The 24,049-nt window shown below is 53.6% G+C and carries 22 protein-coding genes; 13 read left to right on the top strand and 9 right to left on the bottom strand.

Features of this window, described 5'->3' with window-relative positions; genetic code table 11:
* Nucleotides 1–40 precede the first annotated feature (40 nt).
* The 5 genes from hsdR to ACR0DS_RS00090 all read left to right on the top strand — a co-directional run bounded on the left by hsdR (nt 41) and on the right by ACR0DS_RS00090 (nt 8,545).
* The gene (hsdR, locus tag ACR0DS_RS00110) at nt 41–3,430 is read left to right on the top strand and encodes a type I restriction-modification system endonuclease (RefSeq protein WP_480557271.1); all 3,390 of its coding nucleotides are present in this window, start codon (nt 41–43) and stop codon (nt 3,428–3,430) included.
* Nucleotides 3,427–4,902 carry a class I SAM-dependent DNA methyltransferase gene (locus ACR0DS_RS00105; RefSeq protein ID WP_480557269.1) on the top strand — a complete coding sequence of 492 codons (1,476 nt, stop codon included), beginning with the start codon at nt 3,427–3,429 and terminating at the stop codon, nt 4,900–4,902. Before hsdR ends, ACR0DS_RS00105 begins: the two co-directional genes overlap by 4 nt.
* Nucleotides 4,899–5,822 carry a GIY-YIG nuclease family protein gene (locus ACR0DS_RS00100; RefSeq protein WP_480557267.1) on the top strand — a complete coding sequence of 308 codons (924 nt, stop codon included), beginning with the start codon at nt 4,899–4,901 and terminating at the stop codon, nt 5,820–5,822. Before ACR0DS_RS00105 ends, ACR0DS_RS00100 begins: the two co-directional genes overlap by 4 nt.
* The gene (locus tag ACR0DS_RS00095; RefSeq protein WP_480557265.1) at nt 5,819–7,153 is read left to right on the top strand and encodes a restriction endonuclease subunit S; all 1,335 of its coding nucleotides are present in this window, start codon (nt 5,819–5,821) and stop codon (nt 7,151–7,153) included. The genes ACR0DS_RS00100 and ACR0DS_RS00095 overlap by 4 nt, the downstream gene beginning before the upstream one ends.
* 93 nt (nt 7,154–7,246) lie before the next feature.
* Nucleotides 7,247–8,545, top strand: coding sequence for a Shedu immune nuclease family protein (locus ACR0DS_RS00090; RefSeq protein ID WP_480616653.1), 1,299 nt, complete (start codon nt 7,247–7,249; stop codon nt 8,543–8,545).
* Between the two features lie 80 nt (nt 8,546–8,625).
* Here the strand turns inward: ACR0DS_RS00090 and ACR0DS_RS00085 are convergent, their stop codons facing one another.
* The 7 genes from ACR0DS_RS00085 to ACR0DS_RS00055 all read right to left on the bottom strand — a co-directional run bounded on the left by ACR0DS_RS00085 (nt 8,626) and on the right by ACR0DS_RS00055 (nt 13,489).
* Nucleotides 8,626–8,898: a hypothetical protein gene (locus ACR0DS_RS00085; RefSeq protein WP_480557261.1), complete on the bottom strand. Its 273-nt coding sequence runs from the start codon at nt 8,896–8,898 to the stop codon at nt 8,626–8,628.
* Nucleotides 8,899–8,960: 62 nt separating this feature from the next.
* Nucleotides 8,961–9,416, bottom strand: a complete 456-nt coding sequence (locus tag ACR0DS_RS00080; RefSeq protein ID WP_480557259.1) for a hypothetical protein — start codon at nt 9,414–9,416, stop codon at nt 8,961–8,963.
* Nucleotides 9,417–9,465: 49 nt separating this feature from the next.
* Entirely contained in the window at nt 9,466–10,905 is a 1,440-nt protein-coding gene (locus tag ACR0DS_RS00075) for a hypothetical protein (RefSeq protein ID WP_480557257.1), read from the bottom strand.
* A 55-nt stretch (nt 10,906–10,960) separates the two neighbouring features.
* Nucleotides 10,961–11,332, bottom strand: coding sequence for a hypothetical protein (locus tag ACR0DS_RS00070; RefSeq protein ID WP_480557255.1), 372 nt, complete (start codon nt 11,330–11,332; stop codon nt 10,961–10,963).
* Nucleotides 11,333–11,427: 95 nt separating this feature from the next.
* Complete coding sequence (locus ACR0DS_RS00065; RefSeq protein WP_170595956.1) at nt 11,428–11,619, bottom strand: AlpA family phage regulatory protein; 192 nt, start codon at nt 11,617–11,619, stop codon at nt 11,428–11,430.
* 77 nt (nt 11,620–11,696) lie between these two features.
* The gene (locus tag ACR0DS_RS00060; protein ID WP_480557253.1) at nt 11,697–12,314 is read right to left on the bottom strand and encodes a hypothetical protein; all 618 of its coding nucleotides are present in this window, start codon (nt 12,312–12,314) and stop codon (nt 11,697–11,699) included.
* Nucleotides 12,311–13,489: a tyrosine-type recombinase/integrase gene (locus ACR0DS_RS00055; protein ID WP_480557251.1), complete on the bottom strand. Its 1,179-nt coding sequence runs from the start codon at nt 13,487–13,489 to the stop codon at nt 12,311–12,313. The genes ACR0DS_RS00060 and ACR0DS_RS00055 overlap by 4 nt, the downstream gene beginning before the upstream one ends.
* Nucleotides 13,490–13,855: 366 nt before the next feature.
* Here ACR0DS_RS00055 and ACR0DS_RS00050 point away from each other — a divergent pair, with 366 nt between their 5' ends.
* The 4 genes from ACR0DS_RS00050 to ACR0DS_RS00035 all read left to right on the top strand — a co-directional run bounded on the left by ACR0DS_RS00050 (nt 13,856) and on the right by ACR0DS_RS00035 (nt 19,511).
* Complete coding sequence (locus ACR0DS_RS00050) at nt 13,856–15,736, top strand: glycosyltransferase family 2 protein (protein ID WP_480616651.1); 1,881 nt, start codon at nt 13,856–13,858, stop codon at nt 15,734–15,736.
* Nucleotides 15,737–15,830: 94 nt separating this feature from the next.
* A complete protein-coding gene (locus ACR0DS_RS00045; RefSeq protein WP_480557247.1) occupies nt 15,831–16,502 on the top strand; it encodes a class I SAM-dependent methyltransferase in 672 nt (223 codons plus the stop codon).
* A gap of 55 nt (nt 16,503–16,557) precedes the next feature.
* Nucleotides 16,558–17,577, top strand: a complete 1,020-nt coding sequence (locus ACR0DS_RS00040) for a glycosyltransferase family 2 protein (protein WP_480505587.1) — start codon at nt 16,558–16,560, stop codon at nt 17,575–17,577.
* A 26-nt stretch (nt 17,578–17,603) separates the two neighbouring features.
* The gene (locus ACR0DS_RS00035; protein ID WP_480557243.1) at nt 17,604–19,511 is read left to right on the top strand and encodes an ATP-grasp fold amidoligase family protein; all 1,908 of its coding nucleotides are present in this window, start codon (nt 17,604–17,606) and stop codon (nt 19,509–19,511) included.
* 5 nt (nt 19,512–19,516) lie between these two features.
* Here the strand turns inward: ACR0DS_RS00035 and ACR0DS_RS00030 are convergent, their stop codons facing one another.
* On the bottom strand, nt 19,517–19,819 hold the full coding sequence (locus ACR0DS_RS00030) for a DUF6476 family protein (protein WP_480557241.1): 303 nt from the start codon (nt 19,817–19,819) through the stop codon (nt 19,517–19,519).
* Here ACR0DS_RS00030 and ACR0DS_RS00025 point away from each other — a divergent pair.
* The 4 genes from ACR0DS_RS00025 to ACR0DS_RS00010 all read left to right on the top strand — a co-directional run bounded on the left by ACR0DS_RS00025 (nt 19,818) and on the right by ACR0DS_RS00010 (nt 23,470).
* Nucleotides 19,818–20,855, top strand: coding sequence for an RluA family pseudouridine synthase (locus ACR0DS_RS00025; protein ID WP_480557239.1), 1,038 nt, complete (start codon nt 19,818–19,820; stop codon nt 20,853–20,855). The two genes, ACR0DS_RS00030 and ACR0DS_RS00025, sit on opposite strands and share 2 nt — an antisense overlap.
* 142 nt (nt 20,856–20,997) lie before the next feature.
* Nucleotides 20,998–21,894 (top strand): RNA polymerase sigma factor RpoH, encoded by an 897-nt coding sequence (gene rpoH, locus ACR0DS_RS00020; RefSeq protein ID WP_267366971.1) that lies wholly within the window; start codon nt 20,998–21,000, stop codon nt 21,892–21,894.
* A 272-nt stretch (nt 21,895–22,166) separates the two neighbouring features.
* A complete protein-coding gene (locus ACR0DS_RS00015; RefSeq protein ID WP_480557237.1) occupies nt 22,167–23,141 on the top strand; it encodes a Gfo/Idh/MocA family protein in 975 nt (324 codons plus the stop codon).
* A 59-nt stretch (nt 23,142–23,200) separates the two neighbouring features.
* Nucleotides 23,201–23,470: a DksA/TraR family C4-type zinc finger protein gene (locus tag ACR0DS_RS00010; RefSeq protein ID WP_480481378.1), complete on the top strand. Its 270-nt coding sequence runs from the start codon at nt 23,201–23,203 to the stop codon at nt 23,468–23,470.
* 25 nt (nt 23,471–23,495) lie between these two features.
* Here ACR0DS_RS00010 and ACR0DS_RS00005 read toward each other — a convergent pair whose 3' ends face one another.
* Nucleotides 23,496–23,888: a GFA family protein gene (locus tag ACR0DS_RS00005; protein ID WP_480557235.1), complete on the bottom strand. Its 393-nt coding sequence runs from the start codon at nt 23,886–23,888 to the stop codon at nt 23,496–23,498.
* Nucleotides 23,889–24,049: the final 161 nt, after the last annotated feature.

Genomic DNA, 24,049 nt, shown 5'->3' with positions numbered 1-24,049 from the left:
CTTCAAGTGGCTTAACACAGTCCCAACATCATTTGGTCCATTGCGTTTCGATCTCGACTATCGCAGAAATTGTGCAATGGATCAGATGCAAAGTAATTTCGATTTTTTGGGTAAGCTAGACGGTGAACTTGCCAATTTAGGCCGACTTGCCGAGAGCTATTTTCAAGAAGACCCCGGCACAAGCTTGATTAAGCTTCGGCAATTCGGCGAACGTCTTGCCCGACGACACGCCGTGCTAGTGGGCGTTGACTTAGTTGACGCAGATACTCAAGTCGATCTGCTGCGTAGGCTAAAATATGATAGGGCCGCGCCTGACCGTGTGCTGGATGTGCTTCACCACATCAGAAAGCTTGGCAACATTGCGGTTCATGAGGGTCAGGGTGATCACCGTCAAGCACTGACATGTTTAAAGATGTCGGTTCAGCTCGGAGTTTGGCATCTTCGTGCCACCACAAAGGATCGAGAGTTCTCGCCTGGCCCGTTTGTCCCCCCGCGTGCCCCTAAGTCATCAACAGAAGAGCTTGTGAAGGAACTTGAGCGGCTGCGGCGTGAGCGTGACGATGCACTGACCGCTGTGCAAAGAGCGGAAGAGCAAAGAAGACAGGCTCTTCTGGACGCTGAAAGCGCCGAGGCGAGGCATCAACGTGAACTTTCCGAGCGTCAGACTTGGGAGGCTTTGGCGCAGGATGCCGACAAACAGCTGCAAGAACTGGCCGCACAGGTGCAAGGACAATCGGCGACGCTGCGAGCTGAGTTCGTAGAAGCTGCTAATGTAGCAGTTTCGGCTATAGACCTAGACGAACAATCTACACGTGCACTGACAGATCAGCAGCTTAGAGATCGCGGGTGGGAGGCAGACAGTTCCGAAATTCGGTACAGCAAAGGTATTCGGCCCGCGAAAGGGCGAAACGTAGCAATTGCCGAGTGGCCAACTAAATCCGGTCCTGCTGATTACGCCCTTTTTGTTGGAGAATACTGCGTTGGTATTGTTGAAGCAAAGCGGTATCGAAAAAACGTGTCGGCTGCGATTGATCAGGCCGAAAGGTACTCAAGAGGATTTGAGTGGACAGGAAACAAGGTAAAATGGACAGAAGAGTTCCATGTCCCATTTGTTTTTTCAACAAACGGACGGCCCTTCCTGAAACAGGTTGAAACCGAGAGTGGAATTTGGTTTCGAGACGTAAGGCTGCCGCAGAACCTACGTCGCGCCCTCATGGGATGGTTCTCACCCGACGAATTGATTTCCATGCTGGAAGTCGAGAAGGACAAGGCGCAGGCTGCCTTGGAGGCCCGTTCCTTCGACTTTGGTTTCCAATTGCGCCCGTACCAGAAGGCTGCAATCCAAGCAGTTGAGCATACACTTAGTTCAGAAAAACGCGAAATGCTGGTGGCTATGGCGACAGGAACCGGCAAGACCAAGCTAGCCATTGCCATGCTTTATAGACTGTTGGCCACGAAACGTTTCCGTCGCGTCTGCTTCGTTGTGGATAGGTCCGCGCTAGGCACTCAGACCAGTGAGGAATTTATGAGCACTGCGATTGAGGGGCCGAAAACCTTTGGGCAGCTGTTTGGCATAAAGGGGCTTGAAGACGTCAAACCTGATCCCGAAACACGTGTGCACATTTGCACAATCCAAGGGTTGGTGAAGCGTGTTCTTTATAACTCCGACCCCACAGATGTTCCACCGATTGGTCAATACGACCTGATGGTGATTGACGAATGCCATCGTGGCTACTTGCTCGACCGGGAAATGTCGGATGCTGAACTGAGCTTTAGAAGCCAAGATGACTATGTCTCGAAGTATCGGCGCGTTTTGGAGTATTTCGATGCGGTTAAGATCGGGCTTACAGCTACGCCCGCGCTCCACACAGCACAGATCTTTGGCGATCCAATTTATACCTATACTTATCGAGAAGCGGTGGTGGACGGCTGGCTGATCGACCATGAACCTCCGGTTCGTTTTCAGACGGCCCTTAGTAAGGCGGGTATCACCTTTGAGGCCGGAGAAGATGTGGAAGTTCTTGACAGCCAAACGGGAGAGGTCGACAGCGTTACCACGCCAGACGAACTGAATTTCCAGGTGGAAGCATTTAACAAGCGAGTGATCACACAGCCTTTTAATCAGGTCGTCGCGGAGGAACTGGCAAGACACATCGATCCAAATCTGGATGGAAAGACTTTGGTGTTCGCGGCCACGGACGCCCATGCGGATATCGTCGTGCATGAACTGAAAAAGGCATTCGCAGCGCAATACGGTTCGATTGAAGATGCTGCCATTCGAAAGATCACAGGCAGCGTAGACAAAGTTGGGGCATTGATCCGCTCGTTCCGAAACGACGCGTTTCCGCAGATTGCAGTTACCGTTGATCTGTTGACCACTGGTATCGATGTGCCAAAGATCACCAATCTCGTTTTTATTCGGCGCGTGAATAGCCGTATTCTATATGAGCAAATGTTGGGTCGGGCCACCCGCCGGTGCGATGATATCGGGAAGGAGGTTTTTCGTATTTTCGATGCCGTGGACCTCTATGCCTCGCTTCAAGACCTAACAAAGATGAAACCTGTGGCCAGCAACCCCAAGCTCACGTTCGAACAGCTTTTTGATGAGTTAGCGTCGGTTGTTGAAGAGGACCAACGTGAGCTGGTGCGCGATCAGGTGCTGGCGAAGCTCCACCGCAAACTCAGAAAGTTACCTAGCAAGGTAGCGGATGCGGTAAGAGATCTGACGGGGGAGACCGCAGAGGAGCTGCGGGACCGTTTGAAGAACCACAGCTCTGAGCAGGCCGCTGAATATGCCAAGCGGTTTGCAGGGTTGGGCAAAATACTTGATTGGGACCCTGACGGGTCTGGACCAAACCTCGTGCCGATCTCGCACCATGAAGACAGCATGGAGGCTGTAACAACCGGGTACGGCGACTATGAGAAACCGGAGGATTTCTTGGATACCTTCACGTCCTTCGTGAAAAACAACCAGAACAAAATCGCAGCACTTTCAGTCGTGGTACAACGGCCTAGGGAACTCACGCGGACCGAGTTGCGAAACCTGCGCCTTGAACTGGATAAGATGGGCTTTTCTGAAACTAGTCTTCGACGCGCTTGGAATGATGCATCAAACGAAGATATAGCCGCTTCAATCATCGGTTTCGTCAGGCAGGCGGCGTTGGGTGATCCTCTGATACCATTTGAAACACGCGTGCAATTCGCTACAAAGGCGATCCTAGCAAAGGCAAGGTGGACAGACCCGCAAAAGACTTGGTTGCGACGTATCGCCGAACAAATCACAAAAGAAATTGTCGTGGACCGTGACAGCATCGACCAAGGCACCTTTGCAGCGCAGGGGGGCTTTAACCGCCTCAATCGGGTGTTCAACGGTCAGTTGGAAACCATCCTCCACGACTTTAATGAAGAACTCTGGAAAGTGAGCGCATGAACCCGAATACCGCTGAAATCGTCGCCAAGCTTTGGCGTGAATGCAAAACGCTCCAGTCGGCTGGGGTGTCGTACGCGAACTACGTTAACGAACTGACTTACCTGCTGTTTTTGAAGATGCTGGAGGAAACCGGTCAGGAAAGCCGACTGCCAAACGGGCATTCTTGGCGAAAACTAGCAACGACGGAGGGCGGTGATCAACTCGAATACTATAAGTCGATGTTGCTGGAACTGGGTAACCCCAAAAATACGACTGACCCGGTGACGCTGGCGATCTTTACCGACGCAATGACGCACATCCGATTGCCCAAAGACCTCAAGACACTGACAACCAACATCGACAAGCTCGATTGGTTCACGGCTCGTGAAGACGGTTTGGGTGATCTCTATGAAGGTCTTTTGGAAAAGACCACTTCGGCTACAAAGTCCAAGGCTGGACAGTATTTCACACCTCGCGCCCTGATCGACAGCATCATCCGCGTGGTCAAGCCGCAACCCGGCGAGATCATCCAAGATCCCGCCGCTGGCACGGGCGGTTTCCTAATTGCCGCTGATCGCGCGATCAAGGATGTCACCGACGATCTGTTCACGCTGTCCGAAGAACAGGGCAATTTCCAGCGCCGCCTTGCCTATCGGGGACACGAATGGGTGCCTGATACGCACCGGCTGTGTGTCATGAACATGTTGCTTCATGGTATCGAGAGCCTTGTGGGATGCGAAGACAGCTGTGCACCACAAGGGGAAACGCTTGGCAAAGCCGATGTGATCCTCACCAATCCGCCGTTCAACAAGATGTCGGGCAATGTGAACCGTCCCGATTTTACTCTAACTGCGGGCGAACGCGTAGGCCCTATGCCATTCCTCGAACATGCTGTTCGCAACCTTAAAAAAGGAGGGCGTTGCGCGATTGTCATGCCGGACAACATTCTGTTTGGCGACGGCTTAGGCACCGAACTGCGACGCTTTCTGATGGCGAACTGCAACCTGCATACCATCTTGCGTCTACCCACGGGGATTTTCTATGCCCAAGGGGTCAAGACGAACGTGCTGTTCTTCACCCGCGTAACGGACAAAGTCTATCCGGCCAACCACGGGCAACAGGCCACCAACGACGTCTGGTTCTACGACCTGCGCACCAACATGCCGTCCTTTGGCAAGACCAACCCGCTGACGCCAAACCACTTCGAAGAATTTGAAAGCCTCTTTGGTCCCGATTCCCTCGGCAACTCTGACCGAGAGGAAAAAGGCGAGGATAGCCGTTGGCGCAAGCTAACGCGTGAACAGATCACTGAGCGCGGTGATAATCTCGATTGGACATGGCTGCGCGATGAAAGCGGCGACCCCGAGGATGACATGACCGAGCCGGACGAAATTGCCGCCGCGATCATGGGCCACCTCCGCGCCGCCTTGGACGAGATCGAAGCGCTCAGCGAAGAATTGGAAGACACCCCAGCCGTCGAGGCCGCAGAATGAGTACGGGCGAAACCTTTGGGCGCACCATCCAGCTGTTTCTAGTCGATGGTAAACCTACCGGCCTGCGTAAGGCGACGATCCACGGCTGGACGGGCGTAGTACTTGTCTCCAGCCAATCCACATTCGCCAAACTCACCAGCCGCGACGAGGTGGACCGCACCGGCGTCTATGTCCTGACCGGGCCAGATGCCGACAAACAGGGCATGACCCGCGTCTATATCGGCTCGGCCAATTCCGTGCGCGAGAGGATCAAGACGAGCGCTGAAGAACGCGAGTTCTGGGAAACGGCTATCGCGGTCACCACCAGCGATGATGACCTGTCAAAAGGGCATGCTGAATACCTTGAGGCGCGGCTGATCGAGTTGACCGCTCAAGCAGGCCGCGTGACTCTTGACAATGGCACCCAGCCTGACACCACCCGTCGCAGGTTGCCCGAGGCGGACGTGGCGAATATGGAGCAGTTTTTGGCCAATCTTCGGACCATCCTGCCGGTAATCGGGCTGGATATGCTCAAGCCGCAGCCCCGCGCGGTGACGCAAATAACCAAGCCTGCGGAGGAACGTACTTCGGATGGTGTGCAATTCGAAATTCGAAACTCAGGAGTGGACGCGCTGGCTGTAGAAGAGAACGGCGAATTCATTGTTCTGGAGGGCTCAAACGCTCGCCAAAATACCGAAAACGTCAAGCTGTCATACATTGGCTTGAAAGAAAGGTTGATCGAAGATGGCGTGTTAGAAGTCGTTGACCGTAATTTGCTACGTTTCGCAAAACCGTACCCGTTCAGAAGCCCATCCGCGGCAGCCGCAATCGTTTTAGATCGAAATGCTAACGGACGTGTCGAGTGGCGTGTCAGGGGCAAGAAGCAAAGCTATGACGACTGGCAACAGGCGCAGGCCGCAAAGCAGGAGGCAGCGGAATGAGCGAGCTTCCAACGGGTTGGGCAAAAAGTACAATGCTGGAGTTGACCGAGTATGTCACTAGCGGGTCGCGCGAATGGTCTAAGTTTTACTCAGACGAAGGTGCCTTGTTCATCAGGACGCAAGACATCAAAACAAATGCGCTTTGCAGTCAAGAGCATATTGCGCGTGTTTCCCTACCAAAAAAGGTAGAAGGCAAGCGGACGTTAGTAAAACCCAATGACTTACTTGTAACTATTACCGGTGCCAATGTTGGCAAAGTGGCGATTGTGCCTGAAAGCATAACCGAAGCCTACGTCAGCCAGTCAGTCGCATTGATTAGGCCAACGCATTGGAAACTGACAGAGTACCTCCATTGCTGCTTGATGGCACCGACAATAAATGGGAAGACATCGCTTCAAAACGCAGCTTACGGTCAGGGACGTCCGGTGCTAAGTTTGGGAGACGTCCGCAACACGGAAATCCCACTCCCCCCACTCCCCGAGCAACGGCGGATTGTGAGGAAGCTCGACACCCTCAGCGCCCGCACCACCAACGCCCGCACACACCTCACCGCCATCGCAAAGCTGGTGGAGAAGTATAAAGCGGGTGTGTTGGAAGCAGCGTTTTCCATTTCAGCGCCACCTGTCACGGTTGGCAGCCTTATCGATGGCATTAAAGCCGGTAAAAACCTGAAATGTGATGAGCGCCCCCCGCGGGACGGCGAACGAGGCACAGTGAAGGTCAGCGCCGTTTCTTGGGGAGCGTTTCGGGCAGACCAGTCGAAGACCTTTCCACCACACTTTGAACCGGACCCTGATACTGCAATCAAGTCCGGGGACTTTTTGTTCTCCCGAGCAAACACTATCGAGCTAGTTGGGGCGGTGGTCATTGTTGGCGAGGCACCTGGAAACCTTTTCCTAAGTGACAAGGTTCTCAGGTTGGATATGGCATCTCATTTCAAGCCTTGGCTGCTGTGGTTTTTGCGCAGTCCACAAGGGCGAATGCAGTTAGAAGAGATCTCATCGGGCAATCAAATGTCTATGAGAAATATTGGTCAGGCAAAACTGAAATCACTGCTTTTGCCTTTGCCAGAAAAAGCGCAACGAGATGAGGTGCTAAACCGAATCGAAACCGCCTTCGCCAAGATCGACCGCCTTGCAGCTGAGGCCGATAAGGCCCTGAAACTCACCGACCGACTGGATCAACGCATCCTCGCTAAAGCCTTCGCCGGCGAGCTTGTCCCCCAAGACCCCACCGAAGAACCCGCTACCGAACTCCTAGCCCGCATCCGAGCGGCCCGCAGCAACACCCCCAAACCTAAACGCGGACGCAGGAAGAAGGTTCAGGTATAAGTCATGGCAAGGCACATACCCGGTCAGCGTGTCGAAGGCATCCCAGAGATCACCGTAAAACAAGGCAGTTTACCGGGCACTTGGGATGTGTTCATGAAGCCCTCCAAAGAGCGAATTGAGGAAGCAGGCCTTGGCTCATTTACCGATAATATCGAGCCGGTAGTCCTGTACATCCTTGATACAGCGAACGAGCGCGTGCGGCTCTTTCCGATCTTTACTAGACCAGAGCCAGATGGGTCGTACACGCCCAAGCATAAGAAAATCAAGGCGATCTCTTTTGATTGGTTCCTTTCCACCCCAAACCCGAATGAGAACGACGCAGATGCTGCCCTAGACTTCCAACCGGATGGCCTTACCCGTGACCCGAACTTTGGGTTGGGGATGAAAAAAGAGTATCGTTTTGTTTTGGATGCGGTTGCTGAGCACACAGACAAGGATGTTCTTTACATCGGCGAAGGCGATCCGTTGGAAGACGAATTCAAGCTATCGTTGGACGACTTTGAAAACCTAGTCACGGAGATCGATCGAATTGATCGTCGCGCTCAAGTGGCTGAAAATGAGGTAAAGGCAACGACGGCATTCAATACTATTGCCGCAGTTGTGGGGGCCGAGTCGCGCCCATTTCGGTTAGGCCGTAACGAAATTCGGCAGTTGATCCAGAAGTATGCGGCTGACCCGGACTATCGCGACCCAGATGCACAGAAAGAATTGGTCACTGAGCTTGGGCGCTCAGCCCGTACTTTCGCTCAGCATGCGCCGGAAGCGACGGAGCAACTTATCTCAGAACTTGAACTGACCCGATTGGAGATGGCTGTCAGAGAGTTTGAAGATTTGATTGCCAAGAACCACAATGAGAACAAGTGGCAGAAATTTTTTGAAGATGACCCGTTCCTACTGTCGTTTGCTTTTGGTTATCCCCTAGTTTGTGTCAACGGTCAGTCATATGTCGGAGGACGCCGAATAGATGGTAAAGGCGAAAAAATCGGTGACTTTTTGTACAAGAATAGTGTCAACAACAACGCTGCTCTTGTCGAGATTAAGAAACCCCAATCTCCGCTTTTGAAGAAATACCGAGATGGCGTTTTTAGCCCTCACGATGAGCTTACTGGTGGCGTGACACAGGTACTCGATCAGCGCTATCACTTTGTCCGGCGGTTTGCGCTGCACAAGTCTGATAATGATTGGCATGGGGATGACGAAGTTGCCGACTACGAGATTGATTGTGTATTAATCGTCGGCACCATGCCTAGCGAGACAGACCAACGACGTTCGTTTCAGATGTATCGAAAGAACTCCCACGGTGTCCGCATCGTCACATTTGATGAAGTGTTGGCGATGCTAAAAAACTTGTTGCACTATTTGCAGACGACCAGCCTGACGAGTGCTAGCTGAGGGTGGTCTCAACAACGGGCTTACAAAGCATTACCAAGGCGGGCGCAAACGCATGACAGATTGTGACACTTGCAACTATCTTAGTTGCCGAGTACCCGCGCGTTGATGAAGCCATACAGGACAAAGATCGGCCACGCTACTATGAAGACAGCCCTGCATAGAATAACAGCAAGGTTGCCGGATTGTTCACCTGTGAGCAGAAAACGCTGATCTTCGCGCAGGGTCTCCAGTTCTTCATCCGTTCGGCAATTTGATTGTTCCAACGTCGAGAGGTCTCTGAGAAAGACCAGCTTCCAAAGATATGCCCCGGCAAGTAGATATCCAGTGGCGGCGGCAACGGTCCAGAATGCCATGTTAATCTCCTTCCATGTTTTTCGTTCTGCAAATGGTCCCGGTGGTTGCAACCCGTTGCAATTTACGCGCTGGGCGCGGTCACTTCGATATGACCGTTGCAACGGGTTGCACCTCCCTCTGACAACTGGTGGATACGTGTCTCAATCATTTGCCACGGGATTTCGCGACGGATGGCCGCTGTCTGCGGTCCATGATGGGGGCGGGCCTCCGTAGCAGCCACGTAGGCCGCCCTCAGAGCAGCATTGGGCACTTCAAGGGCCTCACCCAGCCAAAACACCATTGGAGGGCACTGAAGCTGGTTGTAGATGAACTGACAGGACCGGCCAGAGTTTGGCTTGCGACCATAGACACCGGGGGTGTCGTATTCCTTCAGCCAGCGCAGCCAATGTTCTTTCTGACTGCTATACCAAGCATTACCGAAGCCAACGCCAATCTGGAGGAATTGCTCCAGCATCGTGGTCATCGGCTGGTCTTCGATAAGGGTTTCAATCGTCTTCAAAAGGTCATCTTTCTTCATGAGGAACCATACAAACGTAGTCGGTTCAGTAAACAGTAACTGACTGTTATCATTTCATTTTATGCCGTCTTTTAATACTTCTTATCGTCTTGAAGAAGTTTTCCTCGAATGGGGTCCATTGGGCAAACAACCTCCAGTGCATGTGCATCAGCATGGGGTCGTTCGACGCCTCAGGTATCCACGCCGATGTGGTAACGAATTCGGCCATTTCCGCCTCTATGTCAGTCGTGCTGGAATAACCGGACGCGAAATCGAGGAGCGTACTCCACATCGCGAAAGTCTCTAACTCGGGGTTGGCAAATTTGCCGTTTTCAAACTTTTGTTCGAGGGCATTGAGATGCCGCATCAGTCGCTCTCGGGCCTTTTGGCCAACGCCGATGGTCGCACCGTCAGTAGGGTGATTATAACCAAGAAACTCTATCCCGTGATCCGGGTCAGCGGATGTCGGGCTATGCAACGTCAGAGGGCCGAAAGGGCACCGACCCAAGCCGTCGGCCAAGGTATCCCTAATCATCCGGCTGCCTTCCTCGGTGCGGCTGGCAACCAAAAGGTTGTCAAAGCACACGATCACCCGAACGTCGTCAATACAAGGTAAGTCATTGAGAAAGGCGTTCAGGTGCCACGCCAGAATGGCGCTGGAAGCCGGAGAGCCTTGCATAAGTCCCGAAGGCCCTCTGGTGTTGCAAACAATATCATCGGTATGGGAACCAATAGGAGCATGATCCCGTACCATGTAGTTCTCCGGCGTTGCCGCATCTGGCGTTTCCGGCGAAGCCCCTTTCTTGGCTTCATGTTTCGAGGAATGTGCTTGGAACGAAAAGTTGTCGCTTCGCGTATCTAGAGCATTGGCGATTACCTGATTGGGGAGTGGCAAGTCGTACAGCGCGTCCAAGTTGAAGCTGTCAAAGCAGTCTTCAATGTCGGTTTGCCAAAGATTGGCGTATCCTTCGCGTTGCAGTTGTTGGATGTGAACTGCTGCTTGGTCTCGACCAAAGTGCTTGACGCCAAACAGTGAAGGGTGCCGAACAAACTCGGCGTCTAGGGCGCTTTTGATGATCTTGTGCGTTGCAGATAGCACCGGCGGCATAATGCAGATATTTCGCTTGCCACCGCTGGCTTTTGCTATCGGATATGTTGCCACGACATGTTCCTGCTGGGCGTACGGGTAAACTTGCTGGGCCAAAGCATAGGTTTGTTCTCGACCAATCTTTCCCTTGGTCGCTTTGAGAATAGCTGCCTGCTTTACCTTCGGGTGCCGTAAAAATTCACGTTGCAGGGCATGGCGACGCTTACCCGCTTTCAGTCCAGCCATCAGCCTTTGGGCCTGCTGCGAATAAATCCGGTACAGAGCCTGCTTCTCCACTTTCCAAGGGATGTTACCGGAGGTGTTAGGATTTTGGTGGTCGTTGGGCTGCATCGCTTGTTCTTCGGTTGTTTGGAAGTGCTGCGAGAGCAACGCGATTGAACGCGCGGCGCTCGCGGGAAGCATGGCAACTAGTTGCAACTGGTTGCACGAGAATGGGCGGGGGGCTTGGTTCGCCCCTTTAAACCCGCTTGAACTGGGAATACCGCTCCGGCAGCATCAAGGCATCGCTGGGTGCATCCGTTTTGGTTTTCTTGCGCCACACGCGGAGCAGCGAATTGCAGTTCCGGTGGTAACTAATGGCTTTCCATGAGATGCGGGCTTTAGACCGCGCTCCAGAATTTTGCTTCTGGATGATCCACTGGATGTTGTCCTTGCAACTGATGATGCGGAAACGCTCTACACGGACGATTTCATAGGCATAGTTGTCTTGCGTTTCGCGGCGCGAAATACACGATGGCGTGTTGTTGGTTTTCGTGTTTTCGTGCAACTGGTTGCACTGGTCTCGGCGTGACCGAACGAAGTCGGAATGTTGGGGTTTTTTGCAAAGCATTTTGGGTCTCTCGGTTTGCCACCGGAGCCGGAAAGTGCTATTCTTCAATTGGTTAGATTGAGACAGCCCGTTCCCGGTTTGCCGGGGCGGGCTTTTTAGTTGAAGCGTTTGTCTTCAAGGGCTTTAACGGCTTCTTCAATCTCATCGCTCTTCCAGTACGAGCGACTGCCAAATTTCACCGGCGGAGGGAATTCACCCTTTTCTATAAGGCGATAGAGGGTAGTGCGGCTGATCGGATATTTCGCCAGAATTTCTTTGGCTGTGCTGTAGCGTATTTGGTTCTGCATGTTATTTTCCGTGTCTCGGCGTTTCTTCGAGACCAACAAACAGACGCTCGACGGAGCAGTGGAGAGCAAACCTCCAGTTATTTTCTTTTGATGTGGTAGTCGTAGATTTTTCTATTGGCGTCGACGCTGGTACCAAGCCCGCGCTTCAGAGCTAAAGCGGCAGCGCTCGACTTGCTTTTCCCATTAAAGATTAGTTCCTGCATTACACGGACTATCTCGGATGTGTCTTTCTTCACCTGCCCACGCTTGCTTTCGCCGCCTTTACGCCGCGCTTCCTTTTGTGCTGCTTCCCGTTCAACGTCATTTAGGTGACCGCTCCGCAAAAACTCTTCAGTCAATAAACTACCAGCAAGGAATGCTTGGTTCAGTGCGTGAGAAATTGCTTCGTGATATTTTTCTGGAACATTCGTTATTGCCTCTCCGGCGGCGTCCAATGCTCCTTGCGCTCGTTCGCAAAAATCGTTCGCTGATAAGTCGTCAGCCGCTGGCGGGGGCATTTCGTCCAACCGCTTTTTCGCGCTGGAAATCGAGCGCGGTGCGTGGTTTTCACTGAGTTTTTGAATGTTTTGGAGCACTGCATCCAACCCATCTCCGCTATCGGTGGGGAAAGATATTGTGAGCCGAGATTTCCTCGACATGGCATCTTCCGCTATGATCTCTTTTTGGATTGTAATCCGCGATTTCTTAGCGTTCATGGTGCAACCAGTTGCAAGATTGCTGATTGTTGGCCAGTTACATGTTGCGCCCAGCGTTCCATGAGAATACGCCGCTTCTCCAAGTAATCAGTCCGTCGATATGACAGTTCCACTTTGCCTCCGACGGAATGAGCCAAAGCCATTTCGGCAATGTCGCGTGGCGTGTCGGTTGCTTCGGCGCACCATGTGCGAAAACTTGATCGAAACCCGTGGGGACGAGCCTTCAAATTACGTCTTTTCATCAACTGAGACATGGTGGCATCCGATATGACGCCTTTGTGGGTGCTGGGGAAAAGAAAGCCGCCACGGGCGAAAGGTTTGGCCTGTTCGATCACTGATTTGGCTTCGGTGGATAGCGGGACGCGAAACTCTTTTTCCATTTTCATCCGTTCCGCCGGAATGACCCATGTGTCTCCATCAAGCTCATCCAAATGACAAAACCTGATCGGAGTGGAGCGAACGGCTGTCAGAATGAGGAGGCGTAGCGCAAGGTGGGTGATCGAACCTTCGTCGAGGCTTTCAAAAAACTCGGGTACCTTGGGCCACGGCATTGCGGGGATGTGCTTCCTTTTTTGTCTAGATTTTCCCAGAAGAGCTTTGGCTTTTGTAGTGGCTTGCATGTCAACGTCGAGGCCCATTGCCGCGCCATATTGCATAACAATGCCGAGCCTGCTCATGGCCTTCTGAGCGGTTTCACCTTTTGAATGCCAAATCGGAGCTAGTGTGTTCTTGATGTCTTGCTGGTCTATTTCTTCAATGGGAACTTTGCCAAGCTTGGGCAACACATGAAGAGATAACGGCGAGAACCAACGCCCTGCTTTTCCGTCGTTTTTCAATTCGGCCTTGCGGGCCTCATAGGCTTCCTCTGCAACTGTTCCCAAAGTGTGGTCCGCTTTGGCTGCCGCTCGGAGCAAACGCTGTCGCTCTTTAATTGGGTCTTTGCCACTCCGGGCGACCTTGCGCCATCGCTCGGCACTGTTACGGGCTTCTTTCAGGCCCACTTCCGTAAATGAGCCAAGACCCATTTCGCGTCGTCGGCCGTGGATTTGAACCCGCAGAAACCATTGCCCGCCGCCATCGGCGCGTTTGTGCAGCCAAAGCCCGCCACCGTCGTTGTATTTTCCGGGAGGTGCCGTCTTTATCTTGATTGCCGTGAGCTTGTTCAATGCGGGCATCAATCCACCTTTATGTCCACCCAATATACAGGGACACAGTGAAACACTTGCAGCCAAAGGGAAACAGTAAAGTACCCGCAAAGCACTGTTCTTGCGTAAGTTCCTCCACAGTGAGGGATGTAGGGGGACAAGAAGAAATACGGTGCAACGATATTTCAATGCATCTCGACCGCACCAAATCTTTTCGCATCCTGTGAAGCGCGATCAGCTTTCGCGAAGCTGACTTTGCCGTTCTAGTCTGTTCTCTTGCATTGCAAATCCGTGGCCCGTAACTAAGCCAGGTGTCGGGAAGCGCGCCATACCTCTGCAATGATGCGATTTTTCCCTTCGTCCTGAATTTGCGGGCCGTAATTGCGGGTAGGTGCGATGAGACTTGTCATATCAACGATGAAAGACGAGGGGCCGTTCATCCTTGAATGGATCGCCTATTACCTTTCGATCGGGTTCACACATTTCATCGTTAACTCGAATGACTGTTCTGACGGCACCGACGCGATCCTGAAAAGATGCGAGGAGCTGGGTTTTCTGGCGCATATCGATAACCCCGGTCCCTGGAAGCATGGGCCGCAGGCGTCGGCCTATGCGAACGCTATGGAACATCCCTGGTACGCTGAAGCCGAGTGGATTCTGGTTTGTGATGTGGATGAGTTCTTAGACATCCGTGTTGGGGACGGGTCGTTGGACGATCTGTTTCGCACCTTTCCACATGCAGATGGCTTTGCCGCGATATGGCAGATGTTCGGGCACAATGGGATTGTCGAGTTTGACGACAAGTTTGTAATCGAACAATTCACATATGCAGCAGAGTTGGGGGTGGTCACGCCGCAGAATGTGCGTGCTTTCAAATCGCTTGTCAGAAACAACGGGTCTTATCGGGCAATCAACACACACCGTCCGCGTGGCCCAATCGCCGGCAAGGCCGAAAGCTTTGCATGGATTGATGGTGACGGAGATCCCTTGCCACCTTCAATGCGGCGAAACGGTTGGTCCCATTCCACGACTGGCGCGGCCTTTGGACAGCAGTTTTTCAGGATGAACCACTATGCCGTCCGGTCCATTGAGAGTTATCTGATGAAGCGGCTGCGGGGGGATGTAAACACAACCGCGTTTCATCCCAAGATGGAGGCAACGGGACAAGCCTATTGGCACATGCATTGCTTCAACAAAGTTGAAGAATTATCGATCCTTTCCAAATTGGACCGCCTTGTAAAATCGTATGATGAACTACGTGCGGATGGTGTTCTGGGAGTCTTGCACGAAAAAGCTGTTGCTTATCACAAGCGCCGTATCTCGGAGATACGTGAAACAGAGGCCGCGCAGGGATTCATAACCCGGTACAAGAATTTTGCCGGGGGGCGATATATCAAGGCGCTGGATCTGGGCGTGATGGAAGAAGGCGATCTTTCCTTTGATGCGGAGACCTACAAAGACCCCGAAGTTTCTTTCGCGCAAGTTGCGAAATGGACGCGTTTGGGCAAGATGTCCAAACCTGAAAACTCACGACCCAATAACTATCCCTGGTTTACCCGGCTGGACTCTCTGGGAACGGCCATGGAGTACGAAGAAGCGGCGGCGCAGCATGCATTAATCACTGATGCAAAACAGGTGGACTTGCCGTTCGATCCGAAGGACCCATCTTTCCTGCCGCCAGTGTCTCCGGAGGTTGAAAGAACGAAAGAGCAGCGACAGCGGTTCTTGCGGTCAATCAGCGGCAAGAAGAACTGGGTTTTGATCGGGCATGTCGAAACCGAAATTGTAGAAGAAATACTCGCATTGGATGCAGTTGCTCAATTGACGATCATCGGGCCATGGGGGCTGTCGTGGGATACATTCGCCTGCAAGGATACGACGCAAGACAGTAATCTACAGGCCCTGGATCGCACGTTCTATGCATTGCTGGAGTACTTCCGCGAACCGATCATTGCGGGGCGTCTGAGGGTCTACCGGGCGCTGCCGCCTTTGATGCTGAAGCTGTTTCAGGATCAAAGTGTGGGCGTCGTGATCATACGCGGCGTTCGCGCCGAGCGTGTCATGTTGCAATTGCTGAACCGGATCGACAGGGTTCTGGCTCCGGGCGGAAGTATCGCTTTTACATCCTACAGGCGGGGCAAAGGGTCTTATTCCGGAATGTCTTCGGCTATTAACCGTTTTCTTGCGAGTAAAGCGAGTGACTATCGGATTACAAGCCTCGAGCCTCCGTGGCTTGGTATCGACAAGTTGCCACCACTTTCCAAAAACGACACATAGCTTCTGGTTCTTGAAGCAACGACATGTTAGCCATTGCCCAATAAACAAAACGGGTTTCGTGTGAATTCAATACCCGTCTGCAAGTGAGGTCGAGATGTCAAACGAACCCAGAGTGATCGGTGCTGTTCCCGGCAGCCAGAATAAACCGAACGCAGACAAGGCAACCAAGCGCAAGAATACAAAAGACGCGATACGTCGTACGTTCCTGACGCGCCTTCCCAAGGGCGGGGTGGCTGTTGAGATCGGTGTCTGGCAGGGCGAGTTTTCTCCGACAATCCTCAAATTGCTTGAACCCAGTCAGTTGTTTCTGATCGATCCCTGGAAACATATTGGCGAGGAATCGCATACAACGGCGTTTGTCGGTCGGACCGAAGACGAAAAGATGGAAGCCATCTTCCAGAAGGTCGTCGCGTCCTTCGAAAAAGAGATCGAGGAAGACAAGGTTGGCATCATTCGCGATTTCTCGGTGCCAGCATTAAAGCTTTTTGACGATGAGAGCATTTCATTTGCCTATGTCGATGGGGATCATTCTTACGAAGGTGTTACTGCGGACCTGGAGGCGTTGTTTCCCAAGATCAAATCGGGTGGGATCATGGCGTTTGATGATTACCACCGCCGGGGGTGGTGGGGCGACGGAGTGATCCGGGCCGTCAACGAGTTTCTGGGCAAACACCCCCGTGAATTGCGTATCCGGGCAATTGCTGGTGCGCAGATCGCTATTGAAAAAATCACCCCGCAAGATGACAGCAAGAAACAGGGCGACTAAGCGTCTGGGGTGAATGGCAGTGATGAACAAGCCTGAAAAAATCCTCATCTCTGCGATGAAAAATGAGGGCCCGTACATTCTGGAATGGGTGGCTCATCATAAAGTTTTGGGTTTCGACAGGATCATTGTTTACACCAACGATTGCACGGACGGTACGAACAGAATTTTGCGCCGTCTTGAGGCCCTGGGTCATGTTGAGTTTCACAGGAACCGCGTTGGAACGGGCGGGATTCACAGATCAGCTCTGAGGCAGGCCCGCCGTTTGCCCGTCGTGAAAGAAGCCAAATGGGTCTATGTCTGCGATGCGGATGAGTTTCTGAATATTCATGTCGGAAACCATAAGGTGGACGACCTGATTGAGGCCACACCGGGCGTGGATGTCATTTCGATTCCCTGGAAGATATTCTCGAACAGCGGTCGCCATGTGTTGCGCGACGCGCCAGTGACGCAGCAGTTTTTTGATGGTGAGTTAGAGTATGAGCAGGGCGGGGCGGGGCGCCGGTTCGTCAAATCGCTTTTCCGGCAGGGTGAAGTCTATCTCCGCTATGGTATGCACAACCCGCATCCCAAATCCGAGTTTGAGGCAGGTGTGTTCCGGTCTGTTCCCGGGGGGCACGCGAAAGAACCCGCACCTTTTGGGAATCATGTTGCACCGCCTTTTGGATTTGAGATTGCACAGATCAATCACTATGCGGTCCGCTCCACACAAGCCTATCTGGCCAAGCGCAGCCGTGGGCGAGCTAATCACTCGTCCCAGACGTTGGGAACGGAATACTGGGACCGTTGGAACAGGGGTGGGGCGGCGGATGAGACGATCCTCAGGTACAAGGACGAAGTTGACGCATTGATGGCGGAGTTTCAGTCCGACGAACGGCTTGCGCGGCTGCACCGAAAAGCATTCCTGTGGCATAAGGCGTTGATCGAAGATCTTCTCAAACAGCCAGAGTACAACGCGCTTTACCAGACGCTTGTTAATAAGCCGGCTGTTGAATTTGTTGCAAAAGACCGCGGATTGCACGCACGTCTTTCGGCTGACAAGCAACCGTCTTCCAGCGAAAAACAGCCTGAATCCTGACAAACTCGCCCTCGGAGAAACTGCATATGGCTGCGGAAAATACTCTTCCTACAATCGGAATGCTCTGGTTGGAAGGTCCTCTCAGTTTTCTGGAACAGATGTGCCTTTTGTCGTTTGTCGCGAACGGGCACAGGGTCGTGCTGTTCCACTATGACGAAGTCGAGAATGTACCAGAAGGTATCGAACTGGTTTCCGCGAACGAGATTCACGAACCGCAGCGGTTCATCATGAACAACCAGTTCAAAACACCGGTTCCGCAATCTGATATTTTCAGGCTGCAGTTAATGCAAAAAACCGATTTTCTCTGGTGCGATACGGATGTGATTTCTTTGAAACCGATCCCGAAAGCGGATCATATTTTCGGTTTCTTCAATCGCAATACGATCTGCAATGCGATCATGCGGTTGCCGTCAGACAGCCCCGCATTGAAAGCGTATACGGAATACAGTCTTGATCCATTCCCGATCCGTCCTTGGGTAGAAGGTGAGGAACGCGAGAAGCTGGAACGCCAGAAAAAGGCCGGTGAGTTGCCTCATGCCTCGGATCAGGCACACAGCGTTTACGGACCCGGTGTCATGACGTGGTTTCTGCGACATCATGGCGAGATTGAACACGCTAGCCCACCCCCGGTGTTTTACCCTTTGCCGTTTCGGCAAACGGGGCAGGCGAACGACATTCCAGCGCGGGAGTTTCGAAAAAAGTACCTTACGGACCAGACGCAGGCCGTCCATCTTTGGGGCCGTCGGATGCGTTGGTGGATTGCCAAGGGTGTAAAACGTCATTCATTTCTGGATCGAAGGCTGCGCGGTTTGGGGATCAGTCCTGCCAATGCACCTTTGCCACGCAGAGGGCGGGGCGCGCCGCAGAAAATCGAGTTTCCCGACTCGCTTCCGGACTTGCGGATCAGCAAAGAGGAAATCAGTGAGGCCACCAACGGCGTGATGTCCGTAGCTCAGGTCGCAAACTCTGAGCAGTTCTTCAAATTGGCCCAGGTTGAATTGGATAAAATAAAAGACAGAGGGCTTTATGGGGTGAATGATAAACCCCAATCGGGTCATCAGCGAGGTTGGGATCACTATGCCAATGACGCATTGCGGTTGAATGCCATGTCTATGTCATTGTCAAGATTTGCCAACAATCAGCGCTATTTGCCTGATTTGAGCAACCCAAAGACCGTGACTGAGAAGATGCTGGTCATGAAGCTGTTTGCCGAGATGCCCGAAGTGTCGGCGGCGGATAAGTTGACGGCGGAAAGTTATATCCCAGAACCAGCCAGGAACCTTGTTACACCGGTGAAGCGCTATTGGGTTTCATCGTCGCCTGAGTTGCCGGAAGACCTCGATCTCGAGCCCGGCAGCTATTGGCTCAAATGCAATAACGGGCAGGGGCAAAACCACAGGATCACTTGGCCCATGAACACAGAAGACCGCAACCTGGCCAAGGAAAAGCTTACCAACTGGAGCAATAAACCCATTCCCCACGGCTTCTGGGCGGCAGAATGGTGGTATTCCACGATCGAAACGCGCTATTTCCTTGAAGAGGATCTGGCGGCTGAAGGTCAGGACATCATCGATTGGAAATTCTGGGTTGTCGCCGGAAAGGTCCAGATTGTTCAGGTCGACCGGGACCGCTCTCGGGGGCATGTGCAGATGATCCACGACCGGGATTTCAACTTTATCCCGAAAGAGCTGTACTTCCAGACAAGCGATGACACCGAGCCCAAGCCAGAGGTCTTTGACGATATGGTCGCAATAGCCGAAGCGGTTGGGCAACGTGTCGAGTTTGCGCGGGTGGACCTTTATGTAATTGGCGACAAGATATATCTTGGCGAAATCACTCTCTGCCCGTTTGGCGGAAAACGCAAGATGCGTACTCCCGAACTGGATGTGCAGATGGGTGAGGCCTGGGTTGGCACCCGTCTGTTCCCGAACTGATCAGGTTACTCGACGGCGATTTCCTGACGCAGCTTTCCTGTTGTCTTGTCAAAGATCAGGACGCGGTTGTCGTCGGTCACGACCGCATACCAGTTGGACCCGATGGTCAGGGCCTGTGCCCGGGCACCGTCGGGCAGGTTGATTTGATCTGGCAAGGTGGGTGTGCGGTCCGATAGGCGGATGACAATCAGGGCGAATGTCACTAGAACCCCGCCAATCATCACCGCGGTCAGCAGCATGACCATCCGCCGCAGCAATCGCAGCTGCGGGGTTTCCTGCGGTTCTTGGGGTTCGGAAGGGACAGTCATGGGCACCCGCCAGATTGAGTTTCAGATCGCGGCCGATCCGCCGCCTCGCCTTGATAAGGCGCTTTCGCGGGATGTGCCAGACGGTGAAAACCTGTCGCGCACGCGGCTGGCGCGAATGATCGAGGATGGCGCAGTTCGGATCGACGGAACCCGGATGCAGGACCCAAAGGCCAAAGTGTCCGAAGGGGCGCAGGTCGTCATAACTGTGGCCGAGGCTGAAGACAGCCACATCGGCGCAGAAGACATCCCGCTTGAAGTTGTTTTCGAAGACGCAGACGTGATCGTCGTCAACAAGCCAGCAGGCATGGTGGTGCACCCCGCGCCGGGCTCGCCCGGGGGTACGCTGGTCAACGCTTTGCTACACCATTGCGGTGAGGCTTTGTCAGGTGTTGGGGGGGTGAAACGCCCCGGTATCGTTCACCGGATCGACAAGGAAACCAGCGGTCTTCTGGTGGTCGCCAAATCAGACGCCGCACATCACGGGCTGGCCGAACAATTCGCAGCACATAGTGTCGAACGCTATTACCGCGCTGTGTGTTACGGGGTTCCGGATGCAAGTGATCCCCGTCTGCGAGGCGTCAAAGGGGTGAGCTTTGAGCCGGGAAACATCATGCGTGTGACCACCCAGCTTGCGCGGCACAAGACCGACCGTCAAAGGCAGGCGGTGTTGTTTCATGGCGGGCGTCACGCGGTGACACGCACGCGGGTAGTTGAAACATTTGGCACGCCTGCTGGTCTTGCTCTGATCGAATGCTGGCTCGAGACCGGGCGAACGCACCAGATCCGTGTTCATATGACCCATGCCGGGCATGGGCTTGTCGGGGATCCGATCTATGGTGGCAAGCGGAAACTGGCCACCAGGGCGTTTACGCTCGCCGCTGCCGAATGCGTGTACGACTTTCCCCGGCAGGCGCTTCACGCCGCCGTATTGGGGTTCGAGCACCCGGTGACGGGCGAACACCTGCGGTTTGAGGCCGAACTGCCGCAAGACATGGAGAACCTGATTGCCGCGCTTCGCGCGCCGCTGACACAATAAGCAAAGTCCTGTGAGTAAGAGTTTCTTATCTTTCCTTCATGAAAGATTAATTTCAGACTGTTAGCAGCACCTCTTGAACAGGATGGGTTCTTTACCCATATCCTATGTTAAAGACTTAAACATTTGTCGGAGGGACATCATAATGGCAAATTACGCAAACCTCCCCGCGCCGACGCCCGAGGGCGGTCTGAACCGCTATATGCAGGAGATTCGCAAGTTTCCCCTGCTTGAGCCGGAAGAAGAATATATGCTGGCCAAGCGCTGGGTCGAAGAGCAGGACACAGAAGCCGCGCACAAGATGGTGACATCGCACCTGCGGCTGGCGGCCAAGATTGCCATGGGATATCGCGGCTACGGTTTGCCGCAAGCCGAAGTGATTTCCGAAGCCAATGTGGGCCTGATGCAGGCGGTCAAACGTTTTGACCCTGAAAAAGGCTTCCGTCTGGCCACATATGCCATGTGGTGGATTCGCGCCTCGATTCAGGAATATATCCTGCGGTCGTGGTCGCTGGTTAAACTGGGCACAACCTCGGCGCAGAAAAAGCTGTTCTTTAACCTGCGCAAAGCCAAAGCGCGCATCGGCGCCCTGGAAGAGGGCGACTTGCGTCCGGAAAATGTCGCGCAAATCGCCAATGATCTGGGTGTGACCGAAGAGGAAGTGATCAGCATGAACCGCCGCATGTCCGGCGGGGACGCGTCTCTGAACGCCACGGTCGGGTCCGAAGGCGAAGGCACGATGCAATGGCAGGATTGGCTTGAGGATGAAGATGCCGACCAGGCCGGAGATTATGAGGCGCGCGATGAGCTGGAAGCGCGTCGCGAGTTGCTGGCTGCGGCGCTTGACGTGTTGAACGACCGTGAAAAGGATATCCTGACTCAGCGCAGGTTGCTGGATCAGCCGGTGACGCTGGAGGACCTCAGCGCCCAATACAATGTCAGCCGCGAGCGGATCCGTCAGATCGAAGTTCGCGCGTTCGAGAAGCTGCAAAAGAAAATGCGGGATCTGGCACGTGAAAAAGGGATGCTGGGTGTCAGCTGACCACAATACCAGCCTGCAATAGCTGCGGGCTGGTATTTCATCTGTGCGAAGAAACCGCCTCTTCGCGCACATGCCCGGCGCGTCCTGACAGATCATTTCCTGCTGAACGCGTATGACCGCTATCCGGACTGTGAAGCCAAAAGAATGGCCGCAGGGCCAAAGCTATGGTACTGCAAGGACGCGTTTCATTTCGATGAAGGTGTGACAGGTCGATCCTGCGGATCTCGCAGGGTCACGAACCCTTTGGGGTTCAAACATCTATGGAGAGCGTTATGCAAAAACCGGTTCAGTTTGGCGTGTTAGGTGCCGCGAAATTCGCGCGTGAATACATGGCACCGGCGATACATGCCGCCAACGGGGCGCGACTGGCTGCACTGGCGACGTCAGATGCGGCAAAGGCTGAACCTTTTTCGTCTTTCTGTCCCGATCTGAACGTGTTCAAAAGCTATGATGCGCTGTTGGCGGACCCTGGTATTGATGCGGTCTACATACCACTGCCCAACCATCTTCATGTGGAATGGAGCCTGAAAGCGTTGGATGCCGGCAAGCATGTGCTGTGCGAAAAGCCGATGACTATGAAGGCGGACGAGTTTGACGCATTGATCCAAAAGCGCGACGAAAGCGGCTTGCTTGCCGCCGAGGCGTATATGATCGTGCATCACCCCCAGTGGCAACTGGCACGTAAACTGATTGCGGATGGTGCAATCGGCAATCTGGTGCACGTAACCGGAGCGTTCAGTTTCGACAATCGGGCAGATACCCAGAATATTCGAAACCGCGCTGAAACGGGCGGCGGCGGATTGCGAGACATCGGTGTTTACGTAATTGGCGGAGCCCGGTTTGCAACGGGGCAGGAACCGGTGGCGATACAGTCAGCCATCCGTTGGCAGGATGATATCGACATCTTCACCGAAATTCGCGCGCAGTTCCCCGGTTTTACCTACTCAAGCTACGTGTCCATTCGGATGCATCCCCATCAGGAAATGGTGTTTCACGGGGAAAATGGCCTGATCCGCCTGACTACACCGTTTAATGCGCGTGTGTTTGGTGAAGCCCGGGTCGAGTTGCATCGTCCGGGGCTTGAGGTGCTGGTCACCCGGTTCCCCGGCGCAGACCATTACAAGCTTCAGGTCGAGGCCTTCTGCCGCTCGGTCAGGGAAGGGGCAGAATATCCCTGTCCGCTGGAATTCTCTCGGGGGACGCAAGAGGTGATTGACCGCGTGTTCGAGGGCGCAGTTTCGCTGTAACTTGCCCTTTGCGCGCAGGCTCGGCTATCCTTTTGCTTACGTTTAGCAGGAGATGACCCATGGCCGGAGGCTGGGCGCGCGACGGCGCAGTGAGCGAACAGATCGAAGCGTCGATTTCGGATGAACTGGCGCGGATGCAGGCGCAAAAGCGGCCTGTTGGTGAAAGCCTGACCCATTGCGCCGAATGCGAAGAGCCGATCCCTGAAAAACGCCGCGTTGCTTTGCCGGGCGTGAAGCTGTGCCTTGATTGCCAGCAGGAACGGGATGGTGCGTTCAAGGCACGTGGCGGCGTCAATCGGCGGGGGTCGAAGGACAGCCAGTTGAAGTGATCTCAGGTGCGGCTGCTTTGAGCCCTTATTCGCTCTCAATAACGGCGCATTTGTCCCAGCTTTGAGCGGAAGCGGCGTAGATTGATCTTTCCGGGCGATAGTAAGTCGGATCGTCAAGAGATCCTGCGCAAACGTATATCCTGTCGCTCATCCGAGCGCTGTTCCTCGTAAGTTGCGACCCACAATTCGGACAGAAACCGCTGTAAGTCGGCTGACCCGATCCACCTTGCATTTCGTATGACTTAACACTGTCGCTAATCGCGAAATCACCGATGGAAAGCGGTAACATCTCTGAATGACCCGTGCCAGTAAGATGCTGGCAATCTCGACAATGGCAACGAAACATCGGTGCATTGAGGCGTTTGCCTTCGTATCGCACAAGACCGCACTTGCAACCCCCGGTAACATGTTCTGTCATGTCCGCTCCTTCACGACCCAACGCTAGCGCAGGATGCGGCCAATGTCAGCATTGTCCGGATAGTGTTGAAGAAGTCGACGTTTGAACTGCCGGTTGGCGAAGCCGAAAGCAGTCGATTTATTCCTCTCAGCCTGTTGGTTCTGGTTGCGGAACCATTTTTG

It is taken from the genome of Ruegeria sp. AF5, assembly GCF_056541905.1.
The sequence above is the reverse complement of the archived record's forward strand: the minus strand, read 5'-3'. Positions and strand labels throughout refer to the sequence as shown.